The 16,148-nt window shown below is 71.0% G+C and carries 16 protein-coding genes; 7 read left to right on the top strand and 9 right to left on the bottom strand.

Annotated features, from left to right (window positions below):
• Nucleotides 1-109 precede the first annotated feature (109 nt).
• The 4 genes from nhaA to ACIBJG_RS25260 all read left to right on the top strand — a co-directional run bounded on the left by nhaA (nt 110) and on the right by ACIBJG_RS25260 (nt 3,444).
• Entirely contained in the window at nt 110-1,516 is a 1,407-nt protein-coding gene (gene nhaA, locus ACIBJG_RS25275) for a Na+/H+ antiporter NhaA (RefSeq protein WP_399310645.1), read from the top strand.
• 39 nt (nt 1,517-1,555) lie between these two features.
• A complete protein-coding gene (locus ACIBJG_RS25270) occupies nt 1,556-2,086 on the top strand; it encodes a phage holin family protein (protein ID WP_399310644.1) in 531 nt (176 codons plus the stop codon).
• A complete protein-coding gene (locus tag ACIBJG_RS25265) occupies nt 2,083-3,135 on the top strand; it encodes an alpha/beta fold hydrolase (protein ID WP_399310642.1) in 1,053 nt (350 codons plus the stop codon). Before ACIBJG_RS25270 ends, ACIBJG_RS25265 begins: the two co-directional genes overlap by 4 nt.
• 105 nt (nt 3,136-3,240) lie before the next feature.
• A complete protein-coding gene (locus ACIBJG_RS25260; RefSeq protein WP_399310640.1) occupies nt 3,241-3,444 on the top strand; it encodes a hypothetical protein in 204 nt (67 codons plus the stop codon).
• Nucleotides 3,445-4,013: 569 nt separating this feature from the next.
• Here ACIBJG_RS25260 and ACIBJG_RS25255 read toward each other — a convergent pair.
• The 5 genes from ACIBJG_RS25255 to ACIBJG_RS25235 all read right to left on the bottom strand — a co-directional run bounded on the left by ACIBJG_RS25255 (nt 4,014) and on the right by ACIBJG_RS25235 (nt 9,654).
• Nucleotides 4,014-5,219, bottom strand: a complete 1,206-nt coding sequence (locus tag ACIBJG_RS25255) for a MarP family serine protease (protein WP_399310638.1) — start codon at nt 5,217-5,219, stop codon at nt 4,014-4,016.
• 89 nt (nt 5,220-5,308) lie between these two features.
• Complete coding sequence (locus ACIBJG_RS25250) at nt 5,309-6,112, bottom strand: NUDIX hydrolase (protein ID WP_399310637.1); 804 nt, start codon at nt 6,110-6,112, stop codon at nt 5,309-5,311.
• A 62-nt stretch (nt 6,113-6,174) separates the two neighbouring features.
• Complete coding sequence (gene nth / locus ACIBJG_RS25245) at nt 6,175-7,008, bottom strand: endonuclease III (RefSeq protein WP_399310635.1); 834 nt, start codon at nt 7,006-7,008, stop codon at nt 6,175-6,177.
• Nucleotides 7,009-7,169: 161 nt separating this feature from the next.
• Nucleotides 7,170-8,597, bottom strand: coding sequence for an MFS transporter (locus ACIBJG_RS25240; RefSeq protein WP_399310633.1), 1,428 nt, complete (start codon nt 8,595-8,597; stop codon nt 7,170-7,172).
• Nucleotides 8,598-8,655: 58 nt separating this feature from the next.
• The gene (locus ACIBJG_RS25235; RefSeq protein WP_399310631.1) at nt 8,656-9,654 is read right to left on the bottom strand and encodes a hypothetical protein; all 999 of its coding nucleotides are present in this window, start codon (nt 9,652-9,654) and stop codon (nt 8,656-8,658) included.
• 681 nt (nt 9,655-10,335) lie between these two features.
• Between ACIBJG_RS25235 and ACIBJG_RS25230 the strand changes: the two genes are divergently transcribed.
• Nucleotides 10,336-11,010: a Crp/Fnr family transcriptional regulator gene (locus ACIBJG_RS25230; protein WP_123460131.1), complete on the top strand. Its 675-nt coding sequence runs from the start codon at nt 10,336-10,338 to the stop codon at nt 11,008-11,010.
• A 78-nt stretch (nt 11,011-11,088) separates the two neighbouring features.
• Here ACIBJG_RS25230 and ACIBJG_RS25225 read toward each other — a convergent pair whose 3' ends face one another.
• The 4 genes from ACIBJG_RS25225 to ACIBJG_RS25210 all read right to left on the bottom strand — a co-directional run bounded on the left by ACIBJG_RS25225 (nt 11,089) and on the right by ACIBJG_RS25210 (nt 13,586).
• Nucleotides 11,089-11,919, bottom strand: coding sequence for an MBL fold metallo-hydrolase (locus ACIBJG_RS25225; RefSeq protein ID WP_399310630.1), 831 nt, complete (start codon nt 11,917-11,919; stop codon nt 11,089-11,091).
• Nucleotides 11,916-12,809: an NUDIX hydrolase gene (locus tag ACIBJG_RS25220; RefSeq protein WP_399310628.1), complete on the bottom strand. Its 894-nt coding sequence runs from the start codon at nt 12,807-12,809 to the stop codon at nt 11,916-11,918. Before ACIBJG_RS25220 ends, ACIBJG_RS25225 begins: the two co-directional genes overlap by 4 nt.
• 148 nt (nt 12,810-12,957) lie before the next feature.
• Nucleotides 12,958-13,428 (bottom strand): RidA family protein, encoded by a 471-nt coding sequence (locus ACIBJG_RS25215; protein WP_399310627.1) that lies wholly within the window; start codon nt 13,426-13,428, stop codon nt 12,958-12,960.
• Nucleotides 13,428-13,586 carry a DUF4177 domain-containing protein gene (locus ACIBJG_RS25210; RefSeq protein WP_019063748.1) on the bottom strand — a complete coding sequence of 53 codons (159 nt, stop codon included), beginning with the start codon at nt 13,584-13,586 and terminating at the stop codon, nt 13,428-13,430. The genes ACIBJG_RS25215 and ACIBJG_RS25210 overlap by 1 nt, the downstream gene beginning before the upstream one ends.
• A gap of 82 nt (nt 13,587-13,668) precedes the next feature.
• On the opposite strand from ACIBJG_RS25210, the gene ACIBJG_RS25205 reads away from it, so the two are divergent.
• The gene (locus tag ACIBJG_RS25205; RefSeq protein ID WP_399310626.1) at nt 13,669-14,658 is read left to right on the top strand and encodes an ArsA family ATPase; all 990 of its coding nucleotides are present in this window, start codon (nt 13,669-13,671) and stop codon (nt 14,656-14,658) included.
• Nucleotides 14,655-16,139, top strand: coding sequence for an ArsA family ATPase (locus tag ACIBJG_RS25200; protein WP_399310625.1), 1,485 nt, complete (start codon nt 14,655-14,657; stop codon nt 16,137-16,139). The genes ACIBJG_RS25205 and ACIBJG_RS25200 overlap by 4 nt, the downstream gene beginning before the upstream one ends.
• Nucleotides 16,140-16,148 lie beyond the last annotated feature (9 nt).

The raw sequence follows: 16,148 nt of genomic DNA, 5'->3' as shown, positions 1-16,148 counted from the left end.
AGCTGATCAATAAAACGATAAGAAATCTCCAAAGGGTGTGCCGGGAAGTCTGGTCGGCAAGTGCATCAGCCATGCCATCGCTGCCGTACCGACCCGGAGGTCTCCCCCCGTGGCCACGCCCACCCCCGCACCCCCCTCCCCCCGCCGCACCTTCCTGGGACGCCTCCCCCTCCCCGAGCGCAACTACCTCACCGACGCTCTGCGTACGGAGACGGTCGGCGGAGTCATACTGCTCGTCGCCGCCGTGGCCGCCCTCATCTGGGCGAACACCTTCGGATCGGGCTACTCGTCCGTCAGCGACTTCCATTTCGGGCCCGGCACGCTCGGCCTCCATCTGTCCGTGGCGCACTGGGCCGCCGACGGACTGCTCGCCATCTTCTTCTTCGTCGCAGGAGTCGAGCTCAAGCGTGAACTCGTCGCGGGTGAACTGCGCGACCCCAAGGCGGCCGCGCTCCCGGTCGTCGCCGCGCTGTGCGGCATGGCGGTGCCGGCGGTCGTCTACACGCTGGTGAACGTGGTCGGCGACGGTTCCACCGCCGGCTGGGCCGTCCCCACGGCCACCGACATCGCCTTCGCTCTCGCCGTCCTCGCTGTCATCGGCACCTCGCTCCCGTCCGCGCTCCGCGCGTTCCTGCTGACGCTCGCCGTCGTCGACGACCTCTTCGCGATCCTGATCATCGCGGTCTTCTTCACCGAGAACATCGACTTCGTCGCGCTCGTCGGCGCCTTCGCCGGCCTCGCCGTCTTCTACCTGCTGCTGCGGTTCAACGTCCGCGGTTGGTACGTCTACGTACCGCTCGCCCTGGTCATCTGGGGGCTGATGTACAACAGCGGCATCCACGCCACCATCGCCGGTGTCGCCATGGGACTGATGCTGCGCTGCACCCGGCGCGAAGGTGAGGACCGCTCACCCGGCGAACGCATCGAGCACCTGATCCGCCCTCTGTCCGCGGGCTTCGCCGTACCGCTGTTCGCGCTCTTCTCCGCCGGGGTCTCCCTCTCCGGCGGCGCGCTGGCCGGCGTGTTCACCCGGCCCGAAACGCTCGGTGTCGTCCTCGGACTCGTCGTCGGCAAGACGATCGGCATCTTCGGCGGTACGTGGCTGGCCACCCGGTTCACGAAGGCGGAGCTCAACAAGGACCTGGCCTGGGCAGACGTCTTCGCAGTCGCCTCGCTCGCGGGCATCGGCTTCACCGTCTCGCTGCTGATCGGGGAGCTCGCCTTCACCGGCGACGACGAAATGATCAACGAGATCAAGGCGTCGGTTCTCATCGGTTCCCTGATTGCCGCCGTACTCTCCGGTGTACTGCTCAAACTGCGGGTACGCAGATACCGGGCGCTGTTCGACGCCGAGGAACTCGACGAGGACGCGTCCGGGATTCCGGACATCTACGAGCAGGACGATCCGGAGTACCACCTGCGGATGGCCGCGCTCTACGAGAAGAAGGCGGCCGAGCACCGCCGCCTTGCCCAACTGGCGGGGGCAGCGAGCAGCAAGCCGGACAGTCCGGCATGATCTGACATCGGATGTGTTGAACAGGAGAGGGAGTCAGGGATGAGCGACCCCGGCAATTACGCGGGCAGCGCCGACCGCAGTCTCGGCCAGCTGGTCGCCTCGGCGACGGCCGAACTGTCGGCTCTGGTGCACGACGAGATTGCCCTGGCCAAGGCCGAGGTACGACAGGACGTCAAGCGCGGCGTCATCGGCAGCGTGGCGTTCATCGTCACGGGTGTGCTGATCCTGTTCGCGATCCCGGTGCTGAGCTTCGCGGCCGCGTACGGAATCCACAACCTGGGGCTGGGGCTGGCCTGGTCGTTCCTGATCGTGGGCGGTGCGTTCATCCTGCTCGGGATCCTGCTCGCGCTCTTCGGCTACGCCAAGTTCAAGAAGGTCAAGCCGCCGGAGAAGTCCATCGCCTCGGCCAAGCAGACCGCCGCCGTACTGCAGGGGGTCAAGCCGCACCCGCGTGCGAGCGTCGGCGCGGACGCGATCCTTCCGTTGGGCGGCAGCACAGTTGCGGACAAGGCCATCGAGAACCGTCCGGTCCAGGACAAGGCGTCTGCTGTGGCACGCTCATCCACATGACGGTCCCCGATTCCAGCGCATTTCGCCCTGTGGGCCCGGAAGGCCGGGCGGGTCAAGAGAAGACCGCCGGCCCGGACGGCCCCACCGCCCCGGTCCCGTCCGCCGCAGCTCCCGGTGGCCCACCGGGCCCCGCCGGCGGCCCCGTGCGTATCGACGGCCCCTGGACCCACCGGGACGTCGCGGCCAACGGCGCCCGCTTCCACATCGCCGAAATGGGTGAAGGGCCGCTGGTCCTTCTCCTGCACGGCTTTCCGCAGTTCTGGTGGACGTGGCGCCACCAACTGCCGGCACTCGCCGACGCGGGCTTCCGCGCCGTGGCGATGGACCTGCGCGGGGTCGGCGGCAGCGACCGGACGCCACGCGGTTACGACCCCGCCAACCTGGCGCTCGACATCACCGGCGTCATCCGCTCACTCGGCGAGCCGGACGCCGCACTGGTCGGCCACGACATGGGCGGCTACCTCGCCTGGACCGCCGCGGTGATGCGTCCGAAGCTGGTGCGCCGGCTGGTGGTCTCCTCGATGCCGCATCCCCGCCGGTGGCGCTCCTCGATGCTCTCCGACTTCGCCCAGTCCCGTGCGGGCTCTTACATCTGGGGCTTCCAGCGGCCGTGGGTGCCGGAGCGTCAGCTCGTGGCGGACGACGCCGCGTTGGTGGGACGGCTGGTCCACGAATGGGCGGGTCCGGGTACGGCGGAGTTCCCGGACGACGCGACGGTGGACGTCTACCGGCGTGCCATGTCCATCCCGTCGACGGCGCACTGCTCGATCGAGCCCTACCGCTGGATGGTGCGCTCGCTGGCACGCCCGGACGGCATCCAGTTCAACCGGCGCATGAAGCGGCCGGTGCGGGTGCCGACGCTGCATCTGCACGGTTCACTCGATCCGGCAGTCCGCACCCGGAGTTCGGCGGGGTCCGCCGAGTACGTCGAAGCACCGTACCGTTGGCGACTTTTCGACGGTCTGGGGCACTTCCCCCACGAGGAGGATCCGGCCGGGTTCTCGGCCGAACTCATCAACTGGCTCAAGGATCCCGAGCCCGACCGGTAGCCGACGGGCACACCTGTCCGACGAACAGCCACTTGCCTGCCGCATAGGCCAATTGGCTGGCGGACAGGCGGTTACCGACCATGCGTCACGGGCAGACGTCGGGGTATGGGCTGGACGCACGACTTCGGTGACGCAGCACGTAATCGTCGCTCGACCGCCACGGCGGCACCGGGCACTCACGAGAGGGGCGGCCCCCAGGGCCGGGTGCACGCAATGCATGTTCTGCATGATCCCCGGCTCGGTATTCCGCGCATCCTCCGCCGCCGGGCCCGCTGGGTCTCGGCACGACTGCGCCATCCGCGGGGATGACACCCACCCCCAGAGGTTCCGTACGGCAGGGGCAAAGACCTCTGTCAGGAGTGTGCAGAGCCTCGCTCGAGGGCGTCGAGCGCTGCCCCGACGACATCCCTGCCCCGACGACATCCCTGACCCGCTGTTCGACCTCGCCCGGTACCACCCCGCCGAGGAGCCCCTGCCGCAGGACTTCGTGACGGAGCGCCAGGGAACCGGCCATCAGGGCCGCCCAGGGGGCCGATCCACCGGCCGCCGCCAAAGGACCCAGACGCGCATCGCGTTGCACGTGCCGCCGTCGAGCCCGGCCCACGGACAGGGTCAGGCCCACGGACAGACAGGGTGCGGCGGCAGTGGTACGTCGCCGCGCAATTCGACGCGATCTCGATCGCCCGGCCGGACCGGCCGTATTACCGGCGATACCCACCGCCGAACCCACCGCCGAGTACTTGTCGGCCGGGAAGACCTTCTCGATGTCGCGCTGCGCGATCGCCGCGGCGGACCGTGCGTACGGGGAGGACATCATCGGCCCGGGACGCGATCCGGTTCGTCGGGGCCGCGCTCGGCCGACCGCAGGGGACCACGGCCTAGAGTGCGCACCCCTGGCTGTCGACCTGCTGGTTGGCGGTACGGCCCTGCGTGATGTCCTGGCGGATCTCGTCGGCCGTGAGGGCGTAACCGGTGTCGGGGTCGTCGAGCGACTTGGCGAAGACGACTCCGTACACCTTGCCTTCGGGTGTCAGCAGCGGACCGCCGGAGTTGCCCTGACGGACCGTCGTGAAGAGTGAGTAGACATCGCGGCGGACGGTGCCCCGGTGGTAGATGTCGGGCCCGCTGGCGTCGATGCGGGCCCGGACGCGCGCGGAGCGTACGTCGTAGGAGCCGTTCTCCGGGAACCCCGCGACGATCGCGCTGTTCCCGGTCGCGGCGTCGTGGTCGGTGTCGGTGAACCGCAGGGGCTTCGCGTCGAGGTCCGGCACGTCGAGTACGGCGATGTCACGCCGCCAGTCGTAGAGGACGACCTTCGCGTCGTACAGCCGTCCCTGGCCGCCGATCTGCACGGTCGGCTCGTCGACGCCGCCGACGACGTGGGCGTTGGTCATCACCCGGCGGTCGGAGAAGACGAAGCCGGTGCCTTCGAGGACCTTGCCGCAGCTCGGGGCCGTACCGACGACCTTGACGATCGACTCCTTGGCGCGGGCCGCGACGGGGCTGCCGGCCAGGGCCGGGTCGGGGGCCCTGACCTCGGTGATCGGTTCGTTGGCGAACGGGCTGAAAACCTGCGGGAAGCCGTTCTGCGCGAGGACCGAGGAGAAGTCCGTGAACCAGGTGGAGGCCTGGGGCGGCATCACCCGGGAGATGCCGAGCAGGACCGAGGAGCTGCGGACCTCCTTGCCCAGCGTCGGCAGCGACGTACCGGCCAGCGCGGAGCCGATCAGCCAGGACACCAGCAGCATCGCGACGACGTTGACGAGGGCACCGCCGGTCGCGTCGACGGCGCGCGCGGGCGACCACGTGATGTACCGGCGGAGCTTGTTCCCCAGGTGAGTGGTGAAGGCCTGCCCCACCGAGGCGCACACGATCACGATGACGACCGCGACGATGGCCGCGGTCGACGAGACCTCGGAGCCGTCCGTCACCTGGTCCCACAGGATGGGCAGCAGATAGACGGCGACGAGACCGCCGCCCAGGAACCCGATCACCGACAGGATGCCGACGACGAACCCCTGGCGGTAGCCGATGACCGCGAACCACACGGCAGCGGCCAGCAGCAGGATGTCCAGCACGTTCACCGTCTATTGCCTCGCAGATTCGTCACCGGGCCCGTACGTCTCCCCGTGACCGGGAAGGCCCGGAGCAGCGGAGCACGGGAGTCAGCCTGTCATGCGCGCCAGTCGAGCGGCACCTGCTTGGCCCTGTCCCAGGGGCGCTCCCAGCCCGCGAAGTGCAGAATCCGGTCGATCACCCCTGCCGTGAACCCCCATACGAGTGCGGATTCGACCAGAAATGCCGGGCCGCAATGGCCGCTGGGATGGCGCGTGGTCACCCGGTTGGCCGGATCCGTGAGATCGGCCACGGGAACGGTGAAGACCCGGGCGGTCTCGGCGGGGTCGACGACCCCGACCGGGCTGGGCGAACGCCACCAGCCGAGGACGGGCGTCACCACGAAGCTGCTCACGGGGATGTAGAGCCGGGGCAGCACCCCGAAGAGCTGCACCCCGTGCGGATCGAGGCCGGTCTCCTCCTCGGCCTCGCGCAGCGCGGCCCGGAGCGGTCCCGTCGTCTCCTGGTCGCCGTCGGACGGGTCCAGGGAGCCGCCGGGGAAGGAGGGCTGGCCCGGGTGGGAGCGGAGGCTTCCGGCGCGCTCCATCAGGAGCAGCTCCGGCCCTCGTGCGCCCTCGCCGAACAGGACGAGTACGGCTGACTGCCGCCCCGCACCGTTCGCGGGCGGCAGGAAGCGGCTGAGCTGCTGCGGCTCGATGGTCCGCGCCGCCCGGGCGACGGGGTCCAGCCAGCCGGGCAGACCCTCGGTCGTAACATCGATCGCGGCGTCGTCCCGGGCTTCGTCCGCGGTGGCGCGTGCACCGTCATGTGCCTCGTCCGGGGCGTTGCGTGCGGCCGCCGCAGCGGGCTCGGCCTGTGCGGCGGCGGCGGCCGCTTCCGTACTGTGTTCGTCCGTCTTCATAGGCACCCCTCGTTTCACAACGCCTGTCCTCACGCATTTCGTTCCGGCGCGGCCCCGTCGCTTCAGCCGGCGCCCAGCGCGGGGGCGGGACTGCCCGGGTAGTCCGACGGCGGCCTCAGCCGCTGGCCCGGCTGACCCCCCATCTCGTACTTCAACAGCTTCCTGGCCTTCTCGGGGTCCGTCTCGCCCTCCCCGTACGAAGGACAGAGCGGGGCGACCGGGCAGGCGCCGCAAGCAGGCCGACGGGCGTGGCAGACGCGGCGGCCGTGGAAGACGACGCGGTGCGAGAGCATCGTCCACTCGCTCTTGGGGAAGATCGCCGCGACCTCCGCCTCGACCTTCTCCGGGTCCTCCTGCTCGGTCCACTTCCAGCGGCGGACCAGTCGGCCGAAGTGCGTGTCGACCGTGATGCCCGGAACTCCGAACGCGTTGCCGAGGACGACGTTGGCGGTCTTGCGGCCGACCCCGGGCAGCGTCACGAGGTCCTCCAGGCGTCCCGGCACCTCGCCGCCGAAACGGTCCCGGAGGGCGACGGAGAGGCCTATGAGCGACTTGGTCTTGGCCCGGAAGAAGCCGGTCGGCCGAATGATCTCTTCCATTTCCTCCGGGACGGCCATCGCCATGTCCTCCGGAGTCGGGTACTTCGCGAACAGCGCCGGCGTCGTCTGGTTCACCCGCAGGTCCGTCGTCTGCGCCGACAGCACGGTGGCCACCAGCAGCTCGAACGGCGACTCGAAGTCCAGTTCCGGATGGGCGTACGGATACGTCTCCGCCAGGACGCGGTTGATCTTCCGCGCGCGCCGCACCATCGCCAGGCGCGACTCCGGTTTCCTCGGCTTCGCAGCCGCCTTCACCGCCGGTTCGACCGCGGACTTCCGGACCTTGCTCTCTGCCATGTACGAAGGCTACGCCGAAGGGACGAACCCACGGGGCCGCTTCGTGGGCCGGTCACCATGTCGGTGTTCCTCCCTCCGCAGTCACCGGTCCGCGGCCCCGGCGGCACGTGTCAGGACGCCGGCCCGTGGTTCCGGGCCGGCGTCCTCGAGGATCACCGGGGTCAGCCGACGGAGGCGGGTTCCTCGGTGGCGCGGGCCGGCGTGCGAAGGGTGAAGGCGGAGGCGATCGCCCCGGCGAGGGCGAGGGCGGCCGCGCCGAGGAAGGCCGAGGAGAAGCCGTCGGTGAGGGCCTCGGGGTCGCCGAGTTCACCGGCACCGTTGGCGGCGGCGACCGCGGTCATCGCGGCGAGGCCGAGGGCCGAGCCGACCTGGTAGCTGGTGTTGACGATCCCGGAGGCGAGCCCGCCCTCCGACGGGTCGGGGATGGCGAGCGCCGTTCCCAGCGAAGGGATGAACGCGAGCGACATGCCGACCGCGGCAAGGAGCGAGGCGGGCAGGACGTCCACGACGAAGCTGCCGTCGGACCGGACGAAGGAGAGCCAGACCATGCCGGCCGCCAGAGCCAGCAGACCGGTGACGATCAGCGGCTTCGGCCCGAAGCGGGCGATCAGCCGGGGTGCCGCCACGATCATCATCAGCATGGTGGCCGCGGTCATCGGCAGCAGCGCGGCGCCCGAGGCGAACGCTTCCAGCCCCAGCACCTGCTGGAGGTAGAGGTTGAGGAAGAACCACATCGGGATCCACGCGGACGCCATCAGCAACTGGGCGAGGTTGGCGCCGGCCAGGTTGGCGCTGCGCCAGATGCCGAGCCGCATCAGTGGTTCGCGGCGCCTGGCCTGGAGCGCGACGAACGCGCCGATCAGCAGCAGGCCGGCGGCCAGGACCAGCCAGGTGACCGGCGAACCCCACCCGGTCTCCGGGGCACGGACCACGGCGTAGACGGAGACGGCCAGGCCGAGGGTGACGGTCACCGCGCCGAGCCAGTCGACCGAACCGCGGCGGGCGGGGACGGCCGGCATCACGGCGGGGGTGACGAGCAGGACGACGAGCGCGACCGGGACGTTGATCCAGAAGACCCACTGCCAGCTGGCGTACTGCGTGATCACGCCGCCCAGGAAGACGCCTGCGGTGCCGCCGGCCGGCGCGGCCGCGCCATACAGGGCGAACGCCTTGGTGAGCTCCTGGGGCCGTCCGCCGAACAGGGTCATCAGGAGCGTCAGCGCGGCGGGCGCGATCAGTGCGGAACCGGCGCCCTGGACGGCCCGGCCGACCAGTTCGACCCAGGCCTCTCCGGCCAGCCCGGCGACGGCCGACCCGACGGCCAGGACCACCCATCCGGCGAAGAACAGCCGCCTGGCGCCGAACAGGTCGGAGAGCCGGCCACCGAGCAGCAGCAGTCCGCCGAAGGCGACGACGTAGGCGTTGAAGACCCACGACAGGTTCTCCTGCGAGAAGCCCAGCGCCGTCTGCATTTCGGGCAGGGCCACGCCGATGATCGAGGTGTCCATGATCACCATGAACTGGGCGAGGGCGATCAGGGCGAGTGCCGCCCAGCGTCTGGGTGCGGGTGTCGCGTTGAGGTCGGACATGACCGTGTACTCCTATGCCGGGGAGGGAACGAGGAAGGGGATCGGGCTGCGGTCCGCTTCAGTGCTGGTGTTCGCCGTCGTGCCCCGCGGAAGCGGACGGGGCGGCCGAAGACGGGGCCGAGGTGGCCGCGTCCGCCGGGCCGTCGGCTGCGGTGACCGTGAAGGCGGCGGTACGGACCACGCCCTCGTGCCGGAAGTCCAGGAAGAGGCGGTAGTCGCCCCGGCTCGGCGCGGTCGTGGTGAAGGTGATGTCCGGGCCGGGCGCGGTGCCGGCGTCGCCCGGCTCGCCGTCGGGGTGGACGTGCAGGTAGGCGAGGTCTCCGGCCCGCAGGGCGACCAGGTGGCCGTATGCGCCGAGGTAGGGCTGGAGATCGGTGACGGGCCTGCCGTCCTTGGCGACGGCGAGGCTGAGCCGCGTGGAGCGGCCGGGGGTGAGGTCGCCGGTCAGGGTGACGCGGTAGCCGTCGACGGTGACGGTGCGTCCCGTCCTGGCCGGTGGTACGGGGCGCAGGTCGCCGGCCGCATGCAGATCTGCGCCGAGGGTGAGGCCCTGCGAGGCGCCGGCCGGAGTGAAGTCGGCGAAGACGCGGTACGCGCCGGCGGCGGGCAGGGCGGCGGAGGTGCGCCAGGTGCCGTCGGCGGCCCGGGTGGGGTGCAGGTGCTGGAAGGTGGAGAGGTCGCGCGGGGCGACGATGAGGTGCAACTCCTTGCCGTGCTCGGGCCGGAAGACGGTGACGGGCTTGCCGTCCGCCCCGAGGATGCGGAAGCGCAGGTCGATGGGGGCGCCTGCGGTGACGTAGGAGTCGCCGAGGCTGAGCGTGTAGCCGCGTTCGGAGATCTGCAGGCCACCGGGCAGATGGCCGGCGCCGCCCGACGCGCCGTCGCCGTCGCCGTCCGGGGAGGCGGGATCCGAAGGCGCGGCGGAGGCGTGCCCCGGGTGGGCGGCGGCGGGTGGTTTCGGGGACGTGCCACCGGTGGCGTGGCCGATGCCGTACGAAGCGCCGAAGACGGTGGCGAGGCCGGCGGCGAAGGCGGTGATCTTCAGGGCTGTGTTCATGGCGGACTCCTCAGCGGATCGAGCGGGAGGGGTGCGGGTTCGGACGTGTGTCAGGCGGGCGAAGGCCTGCACGGCCCTGCTGCGGCACGGGCCGTCGTGGCGACCGGGCAGTCGTGGCCATGGGACATGCGGGCCTCCTCGTTTCCGGTGGGCGGAGCGGCAACACGTGGAGTAGATACCCCCTAGGGGTATGTAGTCAACCCAGATCCAGATACCAGGAGGGGGTATCTGGATCCGGGTCGCCCCCGACGCTCACGAACACCCCCGCCGCCTCGCCACCCCGCCGACCGCTTCGACCGCTTCGACCGCTTCCGCCGCTTCGACCGCGAGGCGCCACCCCGCCCCGCCCCTCACCCCTCACCCCTCACCCCTCACCCACGCAGGGCATTTGTCGCATTTCCCCGACCCCTGACGCCCTGTTCGCCCACAGCGGAATCGCGGCCCGCTGTCACCTGTCAGCCCCCTCCGGCCTGCACTCCCACCGGCGTTCCGGTCACCCGGCCGGCCCAGTGCCCGGGGCCGGCGTCCACCCCGCTCACCGGCGATCCACCCCCAATCGGCCCCCTGCCGTACGCTCCGGCACGCGCGTGCGTCAAACTGGTTTGTGATCGATCGCACTGTTTTACCGTCCGGCATGATGGGGACCACGGTTCCCTGAACAGGCCGACAAGGAGAGAACTCGTGGACGACGTTCTGCGGCGCGCCCCGCTTTTCGCGGCGCTCGATGACGAGCAGGCCGCGGAGCTCCGCGCCTCGATGAGTGAGGTGACCCTCGCGCGCGGCGACGCGCTGTTCCACGAGGGTGACCCGGGTGACCGCCTCTATGTGGTCACCGAGGGCAAGGTGAAGCTCCACCGCACCTCCCCCGACGGGCGCGAGAACATGCTGGCGGTCCTCGGCCCCGGCGAACTGATCGGTGAGCTGTCGCTCTTCGACCCGGGCCCGCGTACAGCCACCGCGACCGCGCTGACCGAGGTCAAGCTCCTCGGCCTCGGTCACGGCGACCTCCAGCCCTGGCTGAACGTCCGCCCCGAGGTGGCCACGGCCCTGCTGCGCGCCGTCGCCCGGCGCCTGCGCAAGACCAACGACCAGATGTCCGACCTGGTCTTCTCCGACGTGCCGGGCCGTGTCGCCCGCGCCCTCCTCGACCTGTCGCGCCGCTTCGGCGTCCAGTCGGAGGAAGGCATCCACGTCGTGCACGACCTGACGCAGGAGGAGCTGGCCCAGCTGGTCGGCGCCTCCCGCGAGACGGTCAACAAGGCCCTCGCCGACTTCGCCGGCCGCGGCTGGCTGCGGCTGGAGGCCCGTGCCGTGATCCTGCTGGACGTGGAGCGGCTGGCCAAGCGGTCCCGCTGACCCGTCGTCGTACGCAACGCCCGAGGGGCCCCGCCGACACCGGCGGGGCCCCTCGCGTACGTGTCCGGGGCAGGCCCCTCAGATCAGTCCGTGCTCCCTGAGGTACTCCAGCTGCGCCCGTACCGACAGCTCCGCCGCGGGCCACAGGGACCGGTCCACGTCCGCGTACACATGTGCCACCACCTGCGCCGACGTCAGATATCCCGCCTCCACGGCCGTCTCCACCTGGGCCAGACGGTGCGCACGGTGCGCCAGGTAGAACTCGACCGCGCCCTGCGCGTCGTCCAGCACCGGGCCGTGGCCCGGCAGCACGATGTCCACCCCGTCGTCGACCGTGAGCGAGCGCAGCCGCCGCAGCGAGTCGAGGTAGTCGCCCAGCCGTCCGTCCGGGTGCGCCACCAGCGTCGTCCCGCGCCCGAGGATCGTGTCCCCCGTCAGCACCGCGCGGTCGGCGGGCAGATGGAAGGAGAGCGAGTCCGCGGTGTGGCCCGGGGTCGGCACCACGTACATCTCCAGCCCGCCGGTCGTGATCACGTCCCCCGTCCCCAGGCCCTCGTCGCCGAGACGCAGCTCCGGGTCCAGAGCCCGTACCTTCGTACGCGTCAGCTCGGCGAACCGCGCCGCGCCCTCCGCGTGGTCGGGGTGGCCGTGGGTGAGGAGCGTGAGCGCGATCCGGCGGCCCGCCCGCTCGGCCGTGTCGATGACCGCCCGCAGATGGGCGTCGTCCAGCGGGCCCGGGTCGATGACCACCGCGAGGTCCGAGCCGGGCTCGGCGACGATCCAGGTGTTGGTGCCGTCCAGCGTCATCGCCGACGCGTTGGGCGCGAGGACGTTAACCGCACGGGTCGTGGCGGGGCCGGACAGCACGCCACCACGCGGCTGTCCGGGCAGCGCTGCGGCCTCGCTCATGCGGAACCACCGCCCGTACCGCCCGTCGGGATGCGTTTGGTGAACTCCGCGTGCCCCGGCCAGCTCAGCACCAGCTCGTCACCCTCCAGACGGGCCTGTGCGAGCACGGGGGCGAGGTTCTGGCCCGATGCCGCCTCCAACGCCTGCGCGGCGGTGGCGTACGGCCTGAGCGCGCGCAGGGTCGAAACCGTCGGCGGCATCATCAGCAGCTCCCCCCGGTCGTATCCGTCGGCCGCCTCGCCGGGACCGATCCACACCGTGCGGTCTGCCTCCGTCGAGGCGTTGCGGGTGCGCTGGCCGGCCGGGAGCGCGGCGACGAAGAACCAGGTGTCGTAGCGGCGCGGTTCGAACTCCGGAGTGATCCAGCGCGCCCACGCGCCCAGCAGGTCCGAACGCAGCACCAGCCCGCGCCGGTCGAGGAACTCGGCGAACGACAGCTCCCGCGCGACCAGCGCCTCGCGGTCGGCCTCCCAGTCCTCGCCGGTGGTGTCCGTGACGACCGTGCCCGCGGTCGGCCCCGCGAGCAGGACGCCCGCCTCCTCGTACGTCTCGCGTACGGCGGCGCAGACGATCGCCTGCGCCTCGGCCGGCGTCCCGACTCCGAGCCGCCGCGCCCAGCTCTCCAGCGCGGGTCCGGCCCAGCCCACGAGCCTGTCGTCGTCGCGCGGGTCGACCCCGCCACCCGGATAGGCGTACGCCCCTCCGGCAAAGGCCATCGAGGTGCGCCGGCGCAGCATGTGGACCGCGGGCCCGTCCCCGGTACCCGTGGCGGTGTCCCGGAGCAGCATCACGGTGGCGGCCCGCCGAGGAGTCGCGGCCGTCAGTTCGCCGGTGGCGAGGGCCCGGATCCGGTCGGGCCATTCCGGTGGGTACCACTGACCATTGGACATGGCCGGAGGCTATCCGGAACCGCGCCGATGTTCGAGGGGCGCGGTGATCCGTACATGCCCTGTACACAGATGATCCCGCCCGGTCGTCGCGACCGGACGGGATCCCCACTCGTCCGGTGTCGCACACCGGCAGCGGTACGACGTCGGCTCAGACTCCGGTCAGCTCGACGTGGACCTCGACCTCGACCGGCGCGTCCAGCGGCAGCACCGCGACGCCGACCGCGCTGCGGGCGTGCACGCCCTTGTCACCGAGCACCGCGCCGAGCAGTTCGCTCGCGCCGTTGATCACGGCGGGCTGACCGGTGAAGTCCGTGGCGGAGGCGACGAAACCGACGACCTTCACGACGCGGGCGATCCGGTCCAGGTCGCCCGCGACCGACTTCACGGCGGCCAGCGCGTTCAGCGCGCAGGTCTTCGCCAGTTCCTTCGCCTCGTCGGGCGTGACCTCCGCGCCGACCTTGCCGGTGACGGCGAGCTTGCCGTCCACCATCGGCAGCTGGCCCGAGGTGTACACGTACACCCCGGACTGCACGGCCGGCTGGTACGAGGCGATCGGCGGCACGACGTCCGGCAGGGCCAGCCCGAGTTCGGCGAGCTTCGCCTCGACGGTGCCGGCCATCAGGCCTTCTCCCGCTTCAGGTAGGCCACGAGCTGCTCGGGGTTGTTCGGGCCGGGAACGACCTGGACCAGCTCCCAGCCGTCCTCGCCCCAGGTGTCCAGAATCTGCTTGGTCGCGTGCACGAGAAGGGGCACAGTCGAGTATTCCCACTTGGTCATGGCCCGACTGTAATGCCTGAGTAATCCACGGGACGCGCAGCCTCGTGCGTAGCCTGCGGCGCGACTGGTTAGGCTCGAATACGTGAGCAGGTTCCAGGTCGTCAGCGGCAAGGGCGGTACCGGTAAGACCACGGTCGCCGCCGCCCTCGCGCTCGCCCTCGCGACCGAGGGCAGGCGCACCCTCCTCGTCGAGGTCGAGGGCAGACAGGGCATCGCCCAGCTCTTCGAGGCGGACTCCCTCCCCTACGAGGAGCGCAAGATCGCCGTCGCGCCGGGCGGCGGGGAGGTGTACGCGCTGGCGATCGACGCCGAGCGCGCGCTCCTCGACTACCTCCAGATGTTCTACAAACTCGGCAGCGCCGGCCGGGCGCTGAAGAAGCTCGGCGCGATCGACTTCGCCACCACCATCGCGCCCGGCGTCCGGGACGTCCTGCTGACGGGCAAGGCGTGCGAGGCCGTGCGCCGCAAGGACAAGCGGAATCGGTTCGTCTACGACTACGTGATCATGGACGCCCCGCCGACCGGCCGCATCACCCGCTTCCTCAACGTGAACGACGAGGTGGCGGGGCTGGCCCGGATCGGCCCGATACACAATCAGGCGCAGGCCGTGATGCGGGTACTGAAGTCTCCCGAGACGGCAGTGCATCTGGTGACCCTCCTGGAGGAGATGCCGGTCCAGGAGACCGCCGACGGCATCGCGGAGCTGCAGGCCGCCGAACTGCCGGTGGGCCGGGTGATCGTGAACATGGTGCGCCCGCACCTGCTGGACGAGGACGCCCTGCGCACCGCGGCGGGCGGGCGGCGCAAGGAGATCGCCAAGACGCTCACCCGGGCAGGCGTGACCGGTTCCGCAGGGCTCGTACGCCCCCTGGTCGAACAGGCGGCCGAGCACGCCCAGCGGGTGGAGCTGGAGCGTGAGCAGCGCGCCGTACTGGCGGGGCTCGGACTGCCGGGATACGAACTCCCGCTGATCGGCGAGGGCGTGGACCCGGCCGGGCTGTACGAGCTGGCGGTCGAGCTGCGCAAGCAGGGCGTGGGCGACGAGGGGGCGGAACAAGGGGTGGGTTCATGACATCGGGCACCGGCGCGGACACGGGCAGCAGTACGGACACCGCCGCGAGCACGGACGCGGAGACGGAGGCGGACGCCGGTACGGCCCCGGCCGCGGCCCCCGCCCTGGACACCGACGGCCTGCTCGACGACCCGGACATCCGGATCATCGTCTGCTGCGGTTCGGGCGGCGTCGGCAAGACGACGACCGCTGCGGCCCTCGGCGTACGCGCGGCCGAGCGCGGTCGCAAGGTCGTCGTCCTCACCATCGACCCGGCGCGAAGGCTCGCCCAGTCCATGGGCATCGACTCCCTGGACAACATCCCCCGCCGGGTGAAGGGCATCGGGACGCGGGGCTCCGGTGAGCTGCACGCCATGATGCTCGACATGAAGCGGACCTTCGACGAGATCGTCGAGGCGCACGCGGACGGGGAGCGGGCACGGGCGATCCTGGAGAACCCCTTCTACCAGTCACTGTCGGCCGGTTTCGCGGGCACGCAGGAGTACATGGCGATGGAGAAGCTCGGGCAGCTCCGGGCGCGCGACGAGTGGGACCTGATCGTCGTCGACACCCCGCCGTCGCGGTCCGCGCTGGATTTCCTGGACGCGCCGAAGCGGCTGGGCTCGTTCCTGGACGGCAAGTTCATCAAGCTGCTGATGGCCCCCGCGAAAATGGGCGGCCGGGCCGGAATGAAGTTCCTCAACGTGGGCATGTCGATGATGACCGGGACGCTGGGCAAGCTGCTCGGCGGCCAGTTCCTGCGGGACGTGCAGACGTTCGTCGCCGCGATGGACACCATGTTCGGCGGGTTCCGCACCCGCGCCGATGCCACGTACAAGCTTCTCCAGGCACCCGGTACGGCGTTTCTCGTCGTCGCGACACCGGAGCGGGACGCGCTCCGCGAAGCGGCGTACTTCGTGGAGCGGCTGGCCGCGGAGGACATGCCGCTGGCCGGGCTGGTGCTCAACCGGGTTCACGGCAGTGACGCCGCCAGGCTCTCCGCGGAGCGCGCGCTGGCGGCCGCAGAAAATCTTGATGCCGACGGCATTGTGGATCAGGGGGCCGGGAAGGCTGGACTTCGTGAGCCCGCCGAATCCCCCGCGGCCGGTTCCGCACAGACCCCGGACACCGCAGGAGCCGCCACCCCCGAACCGTCCGAGCATGCCTCGGAGCACGAGCCCGCCGACATCGCGGACACCGATGCCGACGCCCGTACCGACGCCGCGATAGACGGCGTGACCACAGACCCCGTGACCACAGACGCCCTCACCGCAGACGTCGTGACCGTCGAACAGTTGACGGCAGGTCTGCTGCGCCTGCATGCCGAACGGATGCAGGTGGTCGCGCGCGAACAGCGCACACGCGACCGCTTCACCGCGCTGCATCCCGAGGTGGCCGTGACCGCGGTGGCCGCGCTGCCCGGTGATGTCCATGACCTCGCAGGGCTGCGAGCCATCGGGGACCGGCTCGCGGCCGGTTCCGCCTCGGCCGGAGCTGCGTAGCCTCCCCGT

The organism is Streptomyces sp. NPDC050422 (genome assembly GCF_044458665.1).
Lineage (GTDB): Bacteria > Actinomycetota > Actinomycetes > Streptomycetales > Streptomycetaceae > Streptomyces.
Note: the sequence above shows the minus strand (reverse complement) of the source record. Positions and strands in the feature narration are given on the sequence as shown.